Genomic DNA, 16934 nt, shown 5'->3' on the forward strand with positions numbered 1-16934 from the left:
ACAGAAATTGCATTTGATCTTGTATGCAAGATTGTTTCCAGACCCCATGAAAGAGGAGCCCCCATGCAAAGCGAAGTGGTGATGAAGGAGAACCCCTGGCTGGCCTATGTAGAGCAGGTGGCTGTGCTGCAGGGGTATGCGCTGGATGCGCCGCAGCTCGCGCGGGTGGCGGAGCAGATGGCATTGGTGGCGCGTGTGGCGGCGCCGCTGCTGGCACTGCCACTGGCGGCCGCCGTGGAACCGGCGCCGATCTTTCGCCCATGAGCGCCGCAGAGGCGTGGCTGGGACGCAATGCCTGGCAGATGGCGGAGGGGGTGGCAGGCGGAGAGGTGAGCGCACGTGAGCTGGCAGAAGCCAGTTTTGCCCGCATGGATGAACGGGATGGAGCGCTCCTTGCCTATACCGACCAGACCCGCGAGCGCGCCCTGCGCGAGGCTGCCGCAGTGGATGCGCAGCGGGCACGGGGCGAAGCCCTGGCGCCGCTGGCTGGTGTGCCCTATGCCGTGAAGAATCTGTTCGACATCGCCGGCCTGCCGACCCTGGCCGGCGGGCACCGCGCGCGTACTGCGGGCCCGGCGGCCGCGGACGCCACCCTGGTCGCGCGTTCGGCCGCGGCCGGTGCCTGTCTGCTGGGTGGGCTGAACATGGATGCGTATGCCTATGGCTTCACCACCGAAAACAGCTTTCATGGCGTGACCCGGAATCCGCTCGATCCTAACCGCGTGGCGGGCGGCTCCTCGGGTGGCAGCGGCGCCGCGGTCGCGGCGGGGCTGTGCGCCTTCTCGCTGGGCTCGGATACCAATGGCTCAATCCGCGTGCCGGCTTCCTTCTGTGGCATCTACGGCCTCAAGCCCACCTACGGCGGGCTCTCACGGGGCGGCAGCATGCCTTTTGTGCACAGCATCGATCACGTCGGTCCCTTTGCGCGTTCGCCACGTGATCTGGCGCGGATCTTCGATGTGCTGAGCGGGCTTGATCTGCGGGACCAGGCCTGTCGGCGCGTAGTCGGTGCGGCGACCGAGGCCGCAGTACTACAGGCGCAGCAGCAGGGGCCGGGAGCGCTGCGGGTGGCGCGGCTGAGTGGCTACTTTGATCAATGGTCCGGCCCGGAGGCGCGCCGAGCCAGCGAGCGTGTGGCGCAGGCGCTGGCCGCCAGCGACGAGCTGGATATTGCCGATGTGGCGGCAGCTCGCGCCGGAGCCTTCGTGATCACCGCCAGCGAATCCGGCCAGCTCTACCGCCCGGCCTTGCAGACTTGGTATGAGGATATGGAGCCGAATAATCGGGACCGCATGCTCGCTGGCAGCCTCATTCCAGCCAGCTGGTATGTGCAGGCCCAGCGCTTCCGGCAGGTTTTTCTGCAGCGCCTGCTGGATTATTTCGAGCGCTTCGATCTGCTGATTGCGCCCGCTACGCCGGTCGTGGCGACGACGATTGCCCAGCCCGAGCTGAACTTGCCGGGCGGGCGGGTGCCCACGCGCCCCTCGATCGGCCTGCTGACCCAGCCGATTTCTTTCATCGGCCTGCCAGTGGTGGCGGTGCCGCTGCCCACAGACACAGCCCTGCCGATTGGTGTCCAGCTGATTGCTGCGCCGGGCCGGGAGGATGTGGCGCTGGCTGCGGCGGCGGTTCTGGAGGCGCAGGGCCTGTGTTTTCGTCAACCGTGGATCAGGGAGGGGTAATGCCGATCAATGATGAACGCATGTGTGCCGAGGTGAGCAAGGCCTCGGATCGCTACGAGGCGGCCTTACTGGTGAACGATCTGGCCGTGCTCGACGAGCTGTTCTGGAAGGATGGTCGGGTCGAACGGGTCAATGCTTCGGATGAGCAGGTCGGTATCGATACGATCCGGGCTTTCCGTGCGGCGCGTCCGCTGCGTGGCCTGGCGCGCGAACGGCTGGCTCGGCGCATCGTGTGTTTCGGCACCCACAGCGCCACCGTGAACATCGTTTTCCGGCGTAGTGTGGATGGCCGCATCGGCCGCCAGAGCCAGACCTGGGTGCGTTTCGGGACAGACTGGCGTATCGTCTTCGCTCACATCAGCTATCGCGAATGATGCCCGATGGCTGGCCCTCCACTGCCTTGAAGTGCGCATGAGCCCAGACGATCTCTCCTCCGCTTCCCCAGGCCTGGCCGGCTCGCGTGTCGATCACGTGTATGCCCGTGTCAAGGACGACATTTTTGAATTCCGTTTGCTGCCCGGCGATCGCTTCACCGAGAGCCAGGTGGCTGAGCGCCTTGGGGTGAGCCGCACGCCGGTGCGCGAGGCGCTCTACCGGCTGGAGCGGGAGGGGTATCTGTTCGTGCACTTCAGGAATGGCTGGAGCGTGCGTCCCTTTGATTTCGTGATGTTCGAGAATCTCTACGAGCTGCGCATGATCCTTGAGAGTGCGGCGGTGCGAAAACTCTGCGACCAGACCGATCTGAGCCATGTGGAGGTGCTCAAGGCCGTCTGGCTGGTGCCGGAGGAGGGGCGCGTGCGCGATGCCCGCGCGGCGGCCGAGCTCGATGAAATCTTTCACACTACCCTGGTGGATGCGGCAAACAACCCTGAGCTGGCCCGCGTGCATAACGATGTGATCGAGCGCATCCGCATCATCCGTCGGCTGGACTTCACCCAGGGCTACCGCGTGGAGCGCACTTACGAGGAGCACGCCCAGATCCTTCAGGCCATTCTGCGCCGGCGCGCCGATCAGGCTGTGCTGCTGCTTAACAGCCATATCGCCGAGAGCCGCGCCGAGGTGCGCAAGATCACCCTGCACCGGCTCCAGTCTGCGCGCCAGAGTTAGACTGCTCGCACCGCGGTGGCCAGTCTTTGCAAGGCCTCGTCCAGCAATGCCCGGCTGCAGCCGAAGTTCAGGCGCAGGAAGCCGTTCAGGCCGAAGTCGCGGCCGTCCGAGAGTCCCAGACCGTGTCGTTCGAAGTGGCGCTGCGGGTCGGTGAGGCCCAGCCCGCGGCAGTCCAGCCAGGCCAGATAAGTGGCTTCCACCGGCGCCATGGAGAGGCCCGGCAGGGCATTCACACCCGCCAGCAGGGCGCGCGCATTGCTCTGCAGGTAGGCCAGCAGGGCTTCACGCCAAGGGCCGCCGTCACGGTAGGCCGCTTCGCAGGCAACAAGGCCCAGCACGTTGACGTCCGGGATCAGGCCACGTGCGCTGGCCAGGTATTGTTTGCGCAGATGGGCATTCGGGATCACTGCGAAGGCGCAGCCGAGGGCCGGGATGTTCCAGGTTTTCGAGGGCGCCATCAGGGTGATGCTGCGCTGGGCAATGGCTTCATCCAGCGCGGCGATCGGCAGATAGGGCTGGGCCGAATCGATCACCAGGCCGCAGTGGATGTCATCCGAGCAGATCAGCCAGTCATGTTTTTCGGCGTGCCATGCGAGGCGGGTGAGCTCTTCGCGGGTCCACACTCGGCCGACCGGGTTGTGCGGATTGCACAGCATCAGGAGGCGCGCGCTCTGGGTGGCGAGCAGTGCGTCGAGGCCATTCCAGTCATATTCCCAGCGCCCGCCCTTGAGCACCAGCTCGCTGCGCACCAGGCGGCGCTGGTGATTGTCCGGCGCCAGCAGCATCGGCGGGTAGATCGGCGGGAAGGTCAGCACGCCGTCGCCGGGGTCGCCAGCGAGGCGGCAGGCGAGGTTGAAGCCTTGTACCACGCCGGGCAGGAAAACCAGCCAGTCTGGCTCGATCTGCCAGTCGTGATCGCGCGCGATGCCTTCCACGATGGCTTCGCGCAGGGCTGTGGAGACATGGGCATAGCCGAATACGCCGTGATCGAGACGGGCCTGAAGGGCTTCACGCACGGCGGGGGGCGCGGCGAAATCCATATCGGCCACCCACATTGGCAGCACGTCGCGATGAGCATAGCGTTGCCACTTGATGCTGTCTGAGTGACGGCGGTCGGGCGGGGTATCAAAGTCAAAAGCCATGGTGTGGAATTCCTGAAGTGATCAGGGATTGTAGGGCGGGCGCGCGTAAAAGAAGAGGGCGCCGCAGCGCCCTCCTTGAAGCAGGTTTGAGCTGGCTCAGACTGCCAAATGCTCAAACAGCGGGGTGGAGAGATAACGCTCACCGAAGCTCGGGATGATCACCACAGTGGTCTTGCCGGCATTCTCCGGGCGGCGCGCCACGGCCAGCGCTGCCGAAACCGCTGCACCGCTGGAAATGCCGACCAGCAGGCCTTCTTCGGTGGCCATTCGGCGGGCGATGTCGAAGGTGTCAGCGTTGCTCACGCGCAGTACTTCGTCATACACGCCGGTGTTGAGGATGCCCGGCACGAAGCCGGCTCCGATGCCCTGAATCGGGTGCGGGCCGCGCGCGCCACCGGAGAGCACCGGGCTGGCGTCGGGTTCCACGGCAAAGACCTGTACTGAGGGTTTCTTGGCCTTGAGCACTTCGCCCACGCCAGTGACCGTACCACCGGTGCCGACGCCGGCGACGAAGAGGTCGACGGTGCCGTCAGTGTCGCGCCAGATTTCTTCGGCCGTGGTGTGGCGGTGAATCTCGGGGTTGGCCGGGTTCTCGAACTGCTGCGGGATGAAGTAGCGTGAGTCCGCAGCGGCAAGGTCTTGCGCGCGCTTGATCGCGCCCGGCATGCCTTCCGGCCCCGGGGTGAGGATCAGCTCGGCACCGTAGGCCTTGAGCAGCAGGCGGCGCTCACGGCTCATGGTTTCGGGCATTACGAAGGCGCACTTGTAGCCTTTGGCCGCACAGACCATGGCCAGACCGATGCCGGTGTTGCCGGAGGTTGGCTCCAGCACGATGGTGTCCGGGCCGATCTTGCCGGCCTTCTCGGCCGCTTCGATCATGGCTGCGGCGATCCGGTCCTTCACGCTGTGGGCCGGGTTGAAGAACTCGAGTTTGGCCAGCACGCGGCCGTTGATGCCGGCGGCGAGGCGATTGAGTTGCACCAGCGGGGTGTTGCCGATCAGCTCGGTGACATTGGCGGCGATCTTCATGCAGTCTCTCCTTGAGTGGAATACCGGGCGATTCTATGCCGGGCCCGCTGGAATGAGGAGCCTGGCAAGGGGAATGAGAAAGGGGCCCAAAGGCCCCTTGTGGATTCAGTGCATGCTTACTTGGCCGCACCCGGGCCCGAGTTGCGGAACTCGAACAGGCGGTTGGCCGGGAACACGGTGGCGACCTTCGGGTTGCCGAACTGCACGGTCTGCGCCTTCTCGGAATCGAAGGGGCGGCTGGTGGTGGCGGCCTTGTTCCAGGGTGACTCGGCGTCGATGTGAGCGCCGATCCAGGAGCTGCGGATTACCAGCATGCCATTGGGCATGTGTACCTTGTCGTCCTTGGCCTTGTAGGTGCCGCTGCTGTCATCCCAGGCACGGCCCAGGCTGATCTTCTTGCCTTCCTTGTTGGCATCCGAGGTGAACTTGGAGTTGGTCACCAGATAGCCGAAGGGGTAGATGTCGGGATGGCTGGGGGCGAACACGAAGCCGCCTTCGGCGCCTTCACGATCGGTCAGGGACTTGAATTCCACCTTGTCGAAAACAGTCACAGCGTGGCCGAAGATGAAGTCCACATCACCCTCGATGTAGCTGTTGGTGATGAAGACGCGATTGATCGTGGCGCGATCCTTTGATTTCACCATCAGCGTGTCCTGATTGCCGAGGAGGCGCACATTGTCGAGGATCACCTTGTCACCGCGGGTGTTCAGGGCCACCGCCTGGGTGCCGCTCTTGGGATTGGGGCGCTCGTCGTAGTCGTTCGAGATGGTCAGGTTCTTGGCCTGGAAGCCATCCGAGTAGGCGAGGAAGGTGCTGCTGCCGGAGGTGCCGTAGGTGTCAGCGCCTTTGCGGCCTTCGCAGGCGTTGGCGGTGGCTTCCTTGTCCTTCTTGCTGCCGCTGGCGAGGTTGCTCACGATCAGCACCTTGCTGGCATCGCCGTCCAGGCCATAGAAGGTGACCGGTGCGGTTTCCTTCAGGCAGATCTGTTCACGGTAGGTGCCGGGCTTGACCAGTACATACACGCGCTCGCTGCCGCCCTTGGCGGTGAGGGTGTCGACAACCGACTGGATGGTCTTGTGTGTGCCGCTGCCATCGGCCGCGACGATGTAGGTGGGCTTGAGCTTGGCGACATCGCCGATGCCATTGGTGAGCGGGTCCCACGGATCATTGCTCGGCTCTTCGATCAGGCCGCCCTTGGCGAAATAGGCCGCCATGGTCTGGCCGGCCGCCTTGTCGACGGCCAGTTGCGGACGCTTGGCGGTGCTGGTGGCCAGCGGGCCTTCCAGCGACGTGGCGCAGGCGCCCAGCAGCAGGGCAGACAACACGGCAAGGCTCAGAGTCTTCTGATAAGTCTTCACGCAAATCCTCCTTGGAATGGAGCAGGCAGAACCCTGCTCGTGGAACCGGAAACAGGAATCTACGCCGCTGCCCCAGCCTCTGCCAAGTGCATTTCTTTTGCATGTTGGCCGGGAACAACGAGCGAATGCCGACCCCACCGCAAAACAAGCGGAAGGTGTCGGTCAGGGAATTGAAAATGACGAAAAGGAGGAGGCGCGAAAAGCCGTGTGACGGGCGTTGGTGGTGCTCAGAGCGAACGGATCTTGCCGAGCAGGGCGGTGGTGGAGCGATCCACTTCAAAGGGGATGGAGTGTACGCTGCCGCCCCAGCCGAGTACTTCGGTGTAGCCGACGATCTTCTCGACCGGCCAGTCGCCACCCTTGACCAGGATATCGGGGCGGCATTCGAGGATGCGTGCGATGGGCGTGTCCTCGTCGAACCAGGTCACCATGTCGGCACAGCGCAGGGCGGCCATTACGGCGGCGCGATCTTCCTGGGTGTTGATCGGGCGGTCATCGCCCTTGCCCTGACGTTTTACGGAAGCGTCGGTGTTCAGCGCCACGATCATCGAGGCGCCGAGTGCACGTGCTTGGGCCAGATAGGTCACATGGCCGCGGTGGATGATGTCGAAGCAGCCGTTGGTGAACACCAGCGGGCGCGGCAATTCGGCGATGCGGCGGGCGAGATCTTCGGGGGCGACGATGCGGGATTCGAATTCGGGGCGGGCGTAGCTCATGGCGGCAGGCATGCAAAGGGTTGAAGCCGCCAGTTTAGCAGCCACGCCGGGCCTGGCGCGGCTTGCCGAAGCGCCGCTTGCTCAGACCCTGAAACGCTCCAGCGCGACATTGATATCGCGCGCCATCACGCTCAGCGAGGACACCGATTCACTGGCACCGCGCACCGAGCGCTCGGCCTCTTCGAGCATGGTGGCGATGCGCTCGACCTGGGTGGCGATATTGGTGCTGGCCGCGTTCTGTTCGGCGGTGGCGTGCGCCACATCGTGGATCTTGTCGAGCGTGGAGCGGGTGCTGCTGCTGATCTCGCGCAGCGAGCAGGCAGCCTCTTCTGCACGTGAAACGCTTTGCGTCACCTGTGGCCCGGCCGCCTGCATGCTGCTGACCACGGCGCTGATTTCGGCCTGGATGGCGATGATGGTGCGGTTGATTTCCTGGGTGGCGCGCGCGGTGCGCTCGGCCAGCTTGCGAACCTCGTCAGCCACCACGGCGAAGCCGCGTCCCTGTTCTCCTGCCCGCGCTGCTTCGATGGCGGCATTCAGGGCGAGCAGATTGGTCTGCTCGGCAATCTCCTGAATCTCGTTGGCGATGCCGCCGATCTGGCGTGATTGTTGGTCCAGCTTGCCGATCTGGTGGGTGGCCGAGTCGATTTGCTGGGCGACCTTCTGGAATTCGCTGGCGGCGCCGGCTATCTGGCCTTCCCCGCTGCTGGCCAGTTCCGCCGTGTGACTGGAATGACCTTCGGTTTCGTGAGCACTGTCGGCAATCATGCCTACGCTGACCGTCATCTCCTCGACCGAGGCGGCGGTAGACGCCGTGGCTTCGGCAGAGTCGGTAGCCGCCTCGCTGATTTCGCTCATGGTGCGGTCGATCTCGCCGGCCGTGCGAGCCAGCGCTGATGATTGAGCCTGAATCTGGCTGATCATGGCCTTGAGGCTCTCGCACATGCTCGCCAGTGAGGCGATCAGGCTGCCCGGCGGGGGGCTGCCGAGGCTCAGATTCAGCTCGCCGGCGGCCATGTGGTTGACCATTTCGGCAGCATAGGCCGGATCGCCGCCGAGCTGGGCGTAGATGCGTCGCGAGGAGTAGATGGCAAAGCCGATCGAGGCCGCGAGGATCAGAGCGCTGACCAGCAGCATGCGCAGGGCGTAGGAGAGGAAGGTGGCATCGATATCGTCGGTGAAGAAGCCGGTGCCGACCGTCCAGCCCCAGGGCTCGAACACGGTCACGCCGTTGAGCTTGTTCAGGAGGTCTTCGGGCTTGGCGCCGGGTTTGGCGGTGGGGATGTCGGCAAAGGCGATCTTGCCCTGCTTGGCTAGCGCTTCGCGGTAGACCTCGACGACATGGCGGCCATCGGCCATCTTGGCGCCTTTGTCCACCTTGCCGAGGCGGGCCGGATTGACGTGGGCAACGAAGACGTCCTCCGCGTTGCGTGCGAACAGGTAGTTGTTTTCGTTGCGCAGGCCGGCGAGTGCTTCAGCCGCGCGTGCCTGGGCTTCCTGGCGGCTGAGTTTGCCGGAGGTTTCCTGGGCGTGCAGGTGCTCGAAGAGGCCGATCGACATCTTCAGCAGATTTTCGATCTGGGCATGGCGCTCAGCCTGCATGCTGGCACGCAGGCTGTAGAGGCCGAAGCTGCCTACCAGCAGCAAGCCCACGGCGCCCATGGCGATCATCACGATCAGTCGGGTACTCAGCTTCATGGTCATGTTCCCTTTTGGACAGATCCAGAAGCCTGTCAACGGCAAGAGCAGGAAATGACTTGACTGTCCTTCAGGACGGGGACGTGGCGTGCCAGTCGTGCAGCGCGAGCAGGGTGTCTGCCATGCCAGCCAGATAGCGCACACCGTCAATGGCGGCAGGCTTGTCGGCAAGGTGGCGTCCTCCGGCCCAGATCTGTGTGCCGGGGGCAAGATCGGCGGCCAGGGTGCGCAGGCCGTTGAAGGCCGCGCGGGCTGGAAAGGCGCCGCTGAAGGACAGCAGGATGACGTCGAAGCCGCCGTTCTGCGCCGTCTTGCGGATGTCTTCCAGCGGTGTCTGGGCGCCCAGTGAGGTGCAGGCCGCACCATGGCTGGCGAGCAGGGCCTGGGCAAAGAGCAGGCCGAGGCTGTGCAATTCGTTCGGAAAGGTGGTCAGCAGCACGCGCGGGCTGCCGGTGCGGATGGGCAGGGTTGTGAGTGCCGCCCGCAACAGGTTCTGCATCTGCTCTGTATATAAATGCTCATGCGCCACTCCGAGTTCGCCGCGCGCCCAGGCCGCTCCGATAGCGATCGACAGCGGGGTGGCGAAGTGGAGCACAAAGTCTTCCAGCCCGAGCGCCTGCAGGCGTTCCTGGAGTGCTGAACTAAGAGCGTCTGCTGCACTGGCTTGTAGCAAGCCGAGCATCCCCTGGATCTCGGCAGGTAGAGCGGCAGGCGCATCGCGCTGCACCAGCAGCGCAGCGAAATCAGTCGGCGAGGCGGCAAAGAGTTTTCCCGGGCGATGACCCTGGTCCATCAGGCGGCGGATCTGGCGCAGGCGCTCAACCTGTTCGCGCGGATAAATGCGCTCGCCATTGGCATCACGCAAGGGTTGCGGGAAGCCATAGCGCTTCTCCCAGACCCTCAGGGTGTCCTTGAGCAGGCCGGTATCCCGCTCCACGGCGGCGATTGAGAGCAGGCCTGGCGCGTCCGGCCGTGTTTCTGCAGACGAGGGCTGATCGCCTATGGCGGTGGCCAGTTTGCTGCGCGGCGATAGTCTGGAGGAAGACATTCAATAGTTGACCTGTATCAATCTGCTGTCTATCGTAGAGTCACGCATCTGGTTTGTCTAGGACAAAACTTGATTCGGATCCCCCGCAAAGCATGACCGTTACGTCCCTGAACGAGCCGCATTCCAAGGGCTGAAGCCCACCCGACCGGAGCCTGCAATGAAATTGAACGATATCCCCGCAGGGGGAGAGGCCTTATCACGCCGCGATTCAGGCGCCTCACGCCGGATTGCGGTGATCGGTGGCGGGATTGCTGGTCTCGGTACGGCCTGGCTGCTTGGGCGTCGGCATGCGGTGACGTTGTTCGAGGCCGGCCACTACGCCGGTGGCCACGCCAATACGGTGGACATCACGGTTGATGGCGTGACGCATCCGGTTGATACCGGTTTTCTGGTTTTCAATCGCCGCACCTATCCAAATCTGTGTGGCCTGTTCCGTGCGCTGGATGTGCCGATCGCTGCAAGCGACATGTCCTTCGGCGTGAGCCTGCAGCAGGAGGGCATCGAGTGGGCCGGTACCGACCTCACGACCCTCTTTGCCCAGTATTCGAATCTGGTGCGGCCCGCGTTCTGGGGCATGCTGCGCGATCTGCGCCGCTTCAATGCCGAGACTACTCGGCTGGCGCGCGAACATGCGGCGCCGGATGTTTCGCTCGGTGAATACCTTGACGCCAACGGCTATGGCGAGGCCTTTCGCCACTGGTATCTGCTGCCGATGGGGGCGGCGATCTGGTCCTGCCCTACCGAGCAGATGCTGGCTTATCCGCTCGCCACCTTCCTGCGGTTCTGCCACAACCATGGCTTGCTCCAGGTGCTCGATCGCCCGCAGTGGATGACGGTGCGGGGCGGCTCGCGTGAATACGTGAAGCGGATGTTGCCGGGTATTCCCGATTTGCGTCTGAATTCACCGGTGGCCGGCGTGCGTCGCGATGCTGCGGGCGTGAGCGTGCTGACGGCGGCCGGTGCCGAGCATTTCGATGCCGTGGTGTTTGCCTGTCATAGCGACACCACTTTGCGCATCCTGGGTGACCAGGCCAGCGTGGGGGAGCGCTCGGTGCTCGGTGCGGTGCGCTATCAGCCCAATCGCGCACTGCTGCACACTGATCCGGCGCTGCTGCCGGCGCGGCAGAAAGTCTGGTCTGCGTGGAACTACCTGACCGGCACCGGCCAGGCCGATCAGCGTCCGGTGAGCGTGTCCTATCTGCTCAACCAGCTCCAGCCGCTGCCTTTCAAATCACCGGTGGTGGTGTCACTGAACCCCTTCCGGGAGCCCGCACCAGAGCATCTGATTGCCAGCTTCGAGTACGACCATCCGGTCTTCGATCAGCGAGCCATCGATGCCCAGGCGCATCTGCCGATGCTGCAGGGCCAGCAACACACCTGGTTTGCAGGCGCCTGGACGGGCTATGGTTTTCATGAAGATGGCATCAAGTCCGCAGTCGACGTGGCCGCCATGCTCGGCGTGGTGGCGCCCTGGAAGGCGCGTCAGTTCGATTTCGCCGGAGCGACGGCATGAACACCGCGCCTGGCCTGGCGTTTGGCGCGGTGATGCATGAGCGCTTCGCGCCGGTCACGAACCGCTTCAGCTACGCCATGTTCACCGTCTGCCTGCCACTCTCGCGTCTCGAAGATGCCGCTTCGCCGCTGCTGGGAATCGAGCGCCTGCGTCTGTTTTCCTTCTACCGCAGGGATCACGGTGCGCGTGATGGCTCGCCCTTGCTGCCCTGGTTGCGGGCCATCCTGCAGCGCAAGGGGCTGGCGGAGGTCTGCGATGGCGAAGTGATGCTGCAGACCATGCCGCGCCTCTTTGGCTTTGTCTTCAACCCGGTCAGCTTTTGGTATTGCCTGGATCGGGAGGGCCGCGTGCGGGCGGTGCTGGCCGAGGTAAGCAACACCTTTGGCGAGCGCCACAACTACCTGATTGCGCATGAAGACCAGCGCGAAATCCGGGCTGGCGATGAGCTGCGTGCGCGTAAGGTTTTCCATGTTTCGCCTTTCTATCCGGTGCGCGGCGAATACCGCTTCCGTTTCCATACCGCCGGCCAGCATCTGGCGGTGGTGATCGATTATTTCGACGGTGGCTTGCTGCAGCTCGCGACCCGCGTCTCCGGCCGCCTGCAGCCCCTGAGCGCAGCGAACCTATTCAAGGCCTGGCTGCGTTGCCCGCTGCTCACGCTTGGTGTGGTGGCCCGCATCAATCTTCAGGCGCTGCGCCTGCTGGCCCGGCGCGTCACTTTTTTCCGCAAACCCGCAGCTCCGATCGAGGAGACCACATGAACGCCCGAAGCGATGGCAGCGTGATCAACGCTGCTGAACTCAGCCCCACTTTGCCGGCACTGCGCCGCAAGCCCTCCCGCGCCATGCGCCTGTTGCTGGACATGCTGGCCAGGATCGAAGGCGGTAGCCTGCTGCTGCGCCTGCCCGATGGCAGCAGCCATCTCCTGGGCAGCGGGCCACAGGCAGCTACGCTCACCCTGCATGACGAAGCCGTTTTCGGCCGCATCCTCGCCGCCGGTTCCATTGGTTTCGCTGAAGCCTTCATGGACGGCGCCTGGGAGACGGACCATCTGCCGGCGCTGCTGACCCTGCTGGCCCAGAACCGCGCTGTGCTGGAGCGGGCCATTCATGGCAATGCCCTGCGCCTGGCCGGGCACTGGCTGTGGCATCGCCTGCGCGCCAATACCCGGCGTGGCTCTAAGAAGAACATCGAGGCGCATTACGACCTTGGCAACGATTTCTATCGCCTGTGGCTCGATCGCACGATGAGCTACTCCAGCGCCCTGTGGCCGACCCCGGACGCCAGCTTCGAGGAGGCCCAGCTTGAGAAGTATCGCCACGCCCTGCGCAGCATCGGGGTGCAACCGGGTCAGCATATTCTTGAGATCGGCTGCGGCTGGGGTGGGCTGGCCGAGGTTGCATGCAAGGAGTTCGGCGCCCGCGTGAGCGGGGTGACGCTCTCACACGAGCAGCTGGCCTGGGCGCGCGAGCGCGCCGAGCGCGAAGGCTTCGCGGACCGCGCTGAATTCAAACTCTGCGATTACCGCGATCTCACCGGGCAGTACGACCACATCGTCTCCATTGAGATGATCGAGGCGGTGGGCGAGGCCTTCTGGCCTTCCTACTTCGCTCAACTGCGCGCCCTGCTCAAGCCGGGCGGGCGAGCCGTGGTCCAGGCGATCACTATCGACAATCGCCTGTTTGCCCACTACCGCAAGGATGTGGACTTCATCCAGCGCTACATCTTCCCAGGCGGCATGCTGCCTTCGCCGGAGGTGTTTCGTGCCCAGTCCGCCAAGGCTGGCCTGCAGCCAGTGGCCGAGCGTGCCTTCGGACTGGATTACGCGCGCACTCTGAACGAGTGGCTGCAGCGCTTCAATGCACAGCTTGATGCGGTGCATGCGCAAGGTTTTGACGCACGTTTCGTGCGCATGTGGCAGTTCTACCTCGGCTACTGCGAAGCCGGCTTCCGCGCCCGCAATACGGATGTGTGGCAGTACGTGCTGAGCCACCGCGGGGCTTGAACGCCATGCTCCGCGTTCTGTGCCTCCTGCTCATCAGCCTGTTCGCCGGCAGCGTCTTTGCGCTGCCCGAGGCCGCACGCCAGAACGCGCCGGACTGGCGGGCGCTGGGCCAGGGTGAGATGCGCTGGTTCGGCCTGCGCCTGTATGGCGCCGAGCTGTGGGTGCGCGGTGCCGGATGGTCACGCGAGGGGCCCTTTGCGCTCAAGCTGACCTATGCCCGTGAGATTCCCGGGGGGCGGATCGTGGATGCCAGCGTGGGCGAGTTGCGCCGCCTGGGCTACCGCGATGAAGTGCAGCTCGTGCGCTGGCGTGAGCACATGACCCGCGCCTTTCCGGATGTGCGGGCCGGGGACAGCATCACTGGCGTGTTTCTGCCCGGGCGCGGTGTGCAGTTCTGGTTCGGTGAGCAGCTGCGCGCGGAAGTGACGGATCTGGAGTTCGCGCACGCCTTCTTTGATATCTGGCTAGATCCGCGTACCCGTGAGCCGGCATTGCGCGAACGCTTGCTGGGTTTGCGCGGATGAGCAGCGACGCGGCCGGTGCGCGTGCGTCTTCCGCCACGGTGCCCAAGCTCTCCGCCGCAAGCTTGCTGGCTTACGGTTTGCTGGGTTTGCCGCTGGCCTTCGTGGCCCTGCCGATCTATGTCCATCTACCCAAGCTCTACGCCGACTTTGGTTTGTCGCTTGCCACGATCGGCGCAGTGCTGCTCGCGGCGCGTTTGTGGGATGCCGTCATCGACCCGCTGATCGGCTGCTGGGGCGATCGTGCCCGGGATCGGCGCCGGGCCATTTTTGCGGCCGTGCCATTGCTGGGTGCTGGTTTTCTCGGTCTGGTGCAGCCCCCGGTCGGGGCGGGCGCGGCCTGGTTGCTGGGCATGCTGCTGCTGGTCTATCTGGGCTATTCGCTGGCTTCGGTCAATCACCATGCGCTGGGGGCCGAGCTTTCGCCGGATCCGCAGGAGCGCACCCGCATTACCGCCATACGTGAGGGGCTGGCCTTGTTCGGTGTGGTGCTGGCCGCTGTGCTGCCAGGCCTGCTTGGGGCGACACTGGCCGAGGGCCTGGCACGGCTGGCCTGGTTGTTTGCCGGGGTTCTGGTGCTGGCTGTACTGGCGCTGCGTCGGCTTGCACCGCTTGCGGCGCTCGCTCCGGCAGCCCGCATGAGTCTGCATGCGGCTTTGCGCAGTCGGCGCTTTCGGCGCCTCTTGGCGGTTTTCGCGCTCAGCGGCATTGCGGCGGCAATTCCGGCCTCGCTGCTGCTTTTTTTCGTAGCCGATGTGTTGCAGGCCGAGGCGCAGTCTGGTTCCTTCCTTGCCATCTACTTCGTGGCCGGGGCGGCGGGCCTGCCGCTGTGGGTGTGGCTGGCACGGCGGCGCGGCAAGATCTTCGCCTGGGGCTGCGGCATGCTGCTGGCGGTGGGCGTCTTTGGCTGGGCTGCCACGCTGGGCGCAGGCGAAGTGCTGGCTTTTGGCCTGATCTGTGCGCTGTCGGGGATTGCGCTGGGGGCGGATCTGGCTTTGCCGCCCTCCATTCTCGCGGACCTGATTACGCGCGAAGGGGGCGGGGCGGGCAGTTACTTTGGCTGGTGGAACTTCGTCGCCAAACTGAATCTCGCGCTGGCAGCTGGCGTGTCGCTGCCCCTGCTGGGCTGGCTGGGTTATGTGCCGGGCGGGCGGGATGAAACCGGCTTGCTGGCACTGGCCTGGATCTATGCCGGGGTTCCGGCGTTTCTCAAACTCATGTCACTGCTGCTGCTCATTCGGCAGCGCAAGGAGATCGCATCATGAAACGCACACTGCTCGGGCTGATCGCAGGCCTGTTCCTGCTGGCGGGCTGCGCCAGCGTCGAGGTGGGGGACTACCGTGCCGAAAAACCCGCGCTCGATTTGCGGCAGTACTTCAATGGCCGTCTGGATGCCTGGGGCATGTTCCAGGATCGCTCCGGCAAGGTGATCAAACGCTTTCATGTGGCAATGCGGGCCAGTTGGCAGGGCGAGGTCGGCACGCTGGACGAGGATTTCACCTATTCGGACGGCACCAAGCAGAAGCGCATCTGGACCCTCACGCGCCAGCCTGACGGCAGCTACATTGGCCGCGCGGACGACGTAGTGGGCGAGGCGCGTGGCGAGCTGGCCGGCAATGCGCTGCGCTGGCGCTATGTGCTGGCCCTGCCGGTGGATGGCAAGGTGTACAACGTGAATTTCGATGACTGGATGTACCTCATCGATGACAAGGTGATGCTCAACCGCTCCTTCATGAGCAAATTCGGCTTCGAGCTGGGGCAGGTGACCTTGTCATTTACGAAACAGGACTGAGTTCAGCAGCCTGCGCCGGAGTGCCGGATGGCGCGCTCACGGGGCTGGTCAGCAGAGGATTGTGATGAAGCCCTTAAATCCGAAGATCACCGATTGGCGTGGCCGCCGCGTGTGGCTTATCGGCGCCTCGACCGGCATTGGCGAGGCGCTGGCGCGCGAACTCTCCGCGCTGGGCGCGCGGCTCATGCTGAGCGCCCGCAATGCTGATCGCTTGAGCCAGCTCGCGCGGGAACTGCCCGGTGCGCTCATCCTGCCGCTGGACATCAGCCGGAGTGAGGCGTTGCAGCCTTTGGCGCAGGAGGTAGAGCGTCTGCTCGGCGGGCTGGATGTGGTGGTTTTCAATGCGGGCACCTATCAGCCATTGCGGGCCTGGGAGCTCACGCCGCAGAACATCCGTGCCACGTTGGAGGTGAACCTGCTGGGTGTGATGGACGGAGTGGCCGCCGTGCTGCCGGCCATGCTGGCGGCCGGGCAGGGGCATCTGGTGATCGTGGGTAGCGTGGCGGGCTATCGTGGTTTGCCCAAGGCGGCGGTATACGGCCCCTCCAAAGCTGCGCTGATCAACTTTGCCGAATCGATCTGGCTGGATCTTGCGCCGCGCGGCGTTGCCGTGAGTCTCGTCAACCCCGGTTTCGTGGCGACACCGCTGACTGCGCAGAACGATTTCCGCATGCCGGCGCTGATCAGCGCGCATGAAGCGGCCACGCAGATCCTTGCCGGGCTGGCGCGGGGTGAATTCGAAATCCACTTTCCGAAACGCTTCTCACGCTTTCTCAAACTGCTGCGCCTCTTGCCGGCGCGGCTCTACTTCGCGCTTGTGTCACGGACGGCTCGCTGATGGAAAACACCCTGCAAGGACTCGTCGAGTGGTACCAGACCCTCAGCCCTGACAGCGTCGCCCGGGCGGGTGAGTTTTACGCGCCGCAGGCGCACTTCAAGGATCCCTTCAATGATGTGCGCGGTGTGCCGGCCATCGAACGGATCTTCCTTCATATGTTCGCGCAGCTGGAGTCCCCGCGTTTTGTGGTGCGTGACGTGTGCCGTGGGGAGGGCAGCGCCATGTTGTGCTGGGACTTCGCTTTTTCGGTCCGTGGCGTTGCATATCGGCTACAAGGCAGCAGTCGGCTGGAATTTGACCCGAATGGGCAGGTTTCATCCCACGTGGATTACTGGGACCCCGCAGAAGCCCTGTTCATGCGGGTTCCGCTGCTTGGCTGGGTGTTGCGAAAACTTTACAAAAGCCTTTCCGCCACCTGAGGGCTTGCGTATTGCGTCACGTTTTTTAGAGTACTCTTCCGGCACAACATCAACAGGCCCTTGCGG

The 16934-nt window shown here is 64.4% G+C and carries 18 protein-coding genes; 12 read left to right on the forward strand and 6 right to left on the reverse strand.

What is annotated here, in order from left to right:
• Window positions 1-63: 63 nt before the first annotated feature.
• The 4 genes from C0V76_RS19975 to C0V76_RS18595 are packed head-to-tail and all read left to right on the forward strand — an operon-like array spanning window position 64 to window position 2789.
• Window positions 64-264, forward strand: coding sequence for an AtzG-like protein (locus tag C0V76_RS19975; RefSeq protein ID WP_158239291.1), 201 nt, complete (start codon window positions 64-66; stop codon window positions 262-264).
• The gene (locus C0V76_RS18585; protein ID WP_173894020.1) at window positions 261-1682 is read left to right on the forward strand and encodes an AtzE family amidohydrolase; all 1422 of its coding nucleotides are present in this window, start codon (window positions 261-263) and stop codon (window positions 1680-1682) included. The genes C0V76_RS19975 and C0V76_RS18585 overlap by 4 nt, the downstream gene beginning before the upstream one ends.
• The gene (locus C0V76_RS18590; protein WP_101944408.1) at window positions 1682-2056 is read left to right on the forward strand and encodes an AtzH-like domain-containing protein; all 375 of its coding nucleotides are present in this window, start codon (window positions 1682-1684) and stop codon (window positions 2054-2056) included. Before C0V76_RS18585 ends, C0V76_RS18590 begins: the two co-directional genes overlap by 1 nt.
• A gap of 37 nt (window positions 2057-2093) precedes the next feature.
• Window positions 2094-2789 (forward strand): GntR family transcriptional regulator, encoded by a 696-nt coding sequence (locus C0V76_RS18595; protein ID WP_101944409.1) that lies wholly within the window; start codon window positions 2094-2096, stop codon window positions 2787-2789.
• Here the strand turns inward: C0V76_RS18595 and C0V76_RS18600 are convergent.
• From C0V76_RS18600 to C0V76_RS18625, 6 genes are all read right to left on the reverse strand, one after another.
• Complete coding sequence (locus C0V76_RS18600) at window positions 2786-3931, reverse strand: MalY/PatB family protein (protein ID WP_101944410.1); 1146 nt, start codon at window positions 3929-3931, stop codon at window positions 2786-2788. The two genes, C0V76_RS18595 and C0V76_RS18600, sit on opposite strands and share 4 nt — an antisense overlap.
• Window positions 3932-4027: 96 nt before the next feature.
• Window positions 4028-4960, reverse strand: coding sequence for a cysteine synthase A (gene cysK / locus C0V76_RS18605; protein ID WP_101944411.1), 933 nt, complete (start codon window positions 4958-4960; stop codon window positions 4028-4030).
• A 116-nt stretch (window positions 4961-5076) separates the two neighbouring features.
• Window positions 5077-6318, reverse strand: coding sequence for a pectinesterase family protein (locus tag C0V76_RS18610; RefSeq protein WP_101944412.1), 1242 nt, complete (start codon window positions 6316-6318; stop codon window positions 5077-5079).
• Between the two features lie 227 nt (window positions 6319-6545).
• Window positions 6546-7034 carry a D-glycero-beta-D-manno-heptose 1-phosphate adenylyltransferase gene (gene rfaE2 / locus C0V76_RS18615; protein ID WP_101944468.1) on the reverse strand — a complete coding sequence of 163 codons (489 nt, stop codon included), beginning with the start codon at window positions 7032-7034 and terminating at the stop codon, window positions 6546-6548.
• A gap of 81 nt (window positions 7035-7115) precedes the next feature.
• On the reverse strand, window positions 7116-8732 hold the full coding sequence (locus tag C0V76_RS18620) for a methyl-accepting chemotaxis protein (protein WP_101944413.1): 1617 nt from the start codon (window positions 8730-8732) through the stop codon (window positions 7116-7118).
• A gap of 70 nt (window positions 8733-8802) precedes the next feature.
• Window positions 8803-9780 (reverse strand): MerR family transcriptional regulator, encoded by a 978-nt coding sequence (locus C0V76_RS18625; protein ID WP_101944414.1) that lies wholly within the window; start codon window positions 9778-9780, stop codon window positions 8803-8805.
• Between the two features lie 157 nt (window positions 9781-9937).
• On the opposite strand from C0V76_RS18625, the gene C0V76_RS18630 reads away from it, so the two are divergent.
• The 8 genes from C0V76_RS18630 to C0V76_RS18665 all read left to right on the forward strand — a co-directional run bounded on the left by C0V76_RS18630 (window position 9938) and on the right by C0V76_RS18665 (window position 16868).
• Window positions 9938-11293 carry an NAD(P)/FAD-dependent oxidoreductase gene (locus C0V76_RS18630; RefSeq protein WP_101944415.1) on the forward strand — a complete coding sequence of 452 codons (1356 nt, stop codon included), beginning with the start codon at window positions 9938-9940 and terminating at the stop codon, window positions 11291-11293.
• A complete protein-coding gene (locus C0V76_RS18635; protein ID WP_101944416.1) occupies window positions 11290-12054 on the forward strand; it encodes a DUF1365 domain-containing protein in 765 nt (254 codons plus the stop codon). Before C0V76_RS18630 ends, C0V76_RS18635 begins: the two co-directional genes overlap by 4 nt.
• Window positions 12051-13298 carry a cyclopropane-fatty-acyl-phospholipid synthase family protein gene (locus C0V76_RS18640; protein WP_101944417.1) on the forward strand — a complete coding sequence of 416 codons (1248 nt, stop codon included), beginning with the start codon at window positions 12051-12053 and terminating at the stop codon, window positions 13296-13298. Before C0V76_RS18635 ends, C0V76_RS18640 begins: the two co-directional genes overlap by 4 nt.
• Before the next feature lie 5 nt (window positions 13299-13303).
• On the forward strand, window positions 13304-13822 hold the full coding sequence (locus C0V76_RS18645) for a chalcone isomerase family protein (RefSeq protein WP_101944418.1): 519 nt from the start codon (window positions 13304-13306) through the stop codon (window positions 13820-13822).
• Window positions 13819-15084, forward strand: coding sequence for an MFS transporter (locus tag C0V76_RS18650; protein ID WP_101944419.1), 1266 nt, complete (start codon window positions 13819-13821; stop codon window positions 15082-15084). Before C0V76_RS18645 ends, C0V76_RS18650 begins: the two co-directional genes overlap by 4 nt.
• A complete protein-coding gene (locus tag C0V76_RS18655) occupies window positions 15081-15611 on the forward strand; it encodes a DUF3833 domain-containing protein (protein WP_101944420.1) in 531 nt (176 codons plus the stop codon). The genes C0V76_RS18650 and C0V76_RS18655 overlap by 4 nt, the downstream gene beginning before the upstream one ends.
• 64 nt (window positions 15612-15675) lie before the next feature.
• Window positions 15676-16449, forward strand: coding sequence for an SDR family oxidoreductase (locus C0V76_RS18660; RefSeq protein WP_101944421.1), 774 nt, complete (start codon window positions 15676-15678; stop codon window positions 16447-16449).
• Window positions 16449-16868 (forward strand): nuclear transport factor 2 family protein, encoded by a 420-nt coding sequence (locus tag C0V76_RS18665; protein ID WP_101944422.1) that lies wholly within the window; start codon window positions 16449-16451, stop codon window positions 16866-16868. The genes C0V76_RS18660 and C0V76_RS18665 overlap by 1 nt, the downstream gene beginning before the upstream one ends.
• The last annotated feature ends 66 nt before the right edge of the window (window positions 16869-16934 follow it).

The organism is Uliginosibacterium sp. TH139 (assembly GCF_002855595.1).
GTDB classification, from domain to species: Bacteria; Pseudomonadota; Gammaproteobacteria; order Burkholderiales; family Rhodocyclaceae; genus Uliginosibacterium; species Uliginosibacterium aquaticum.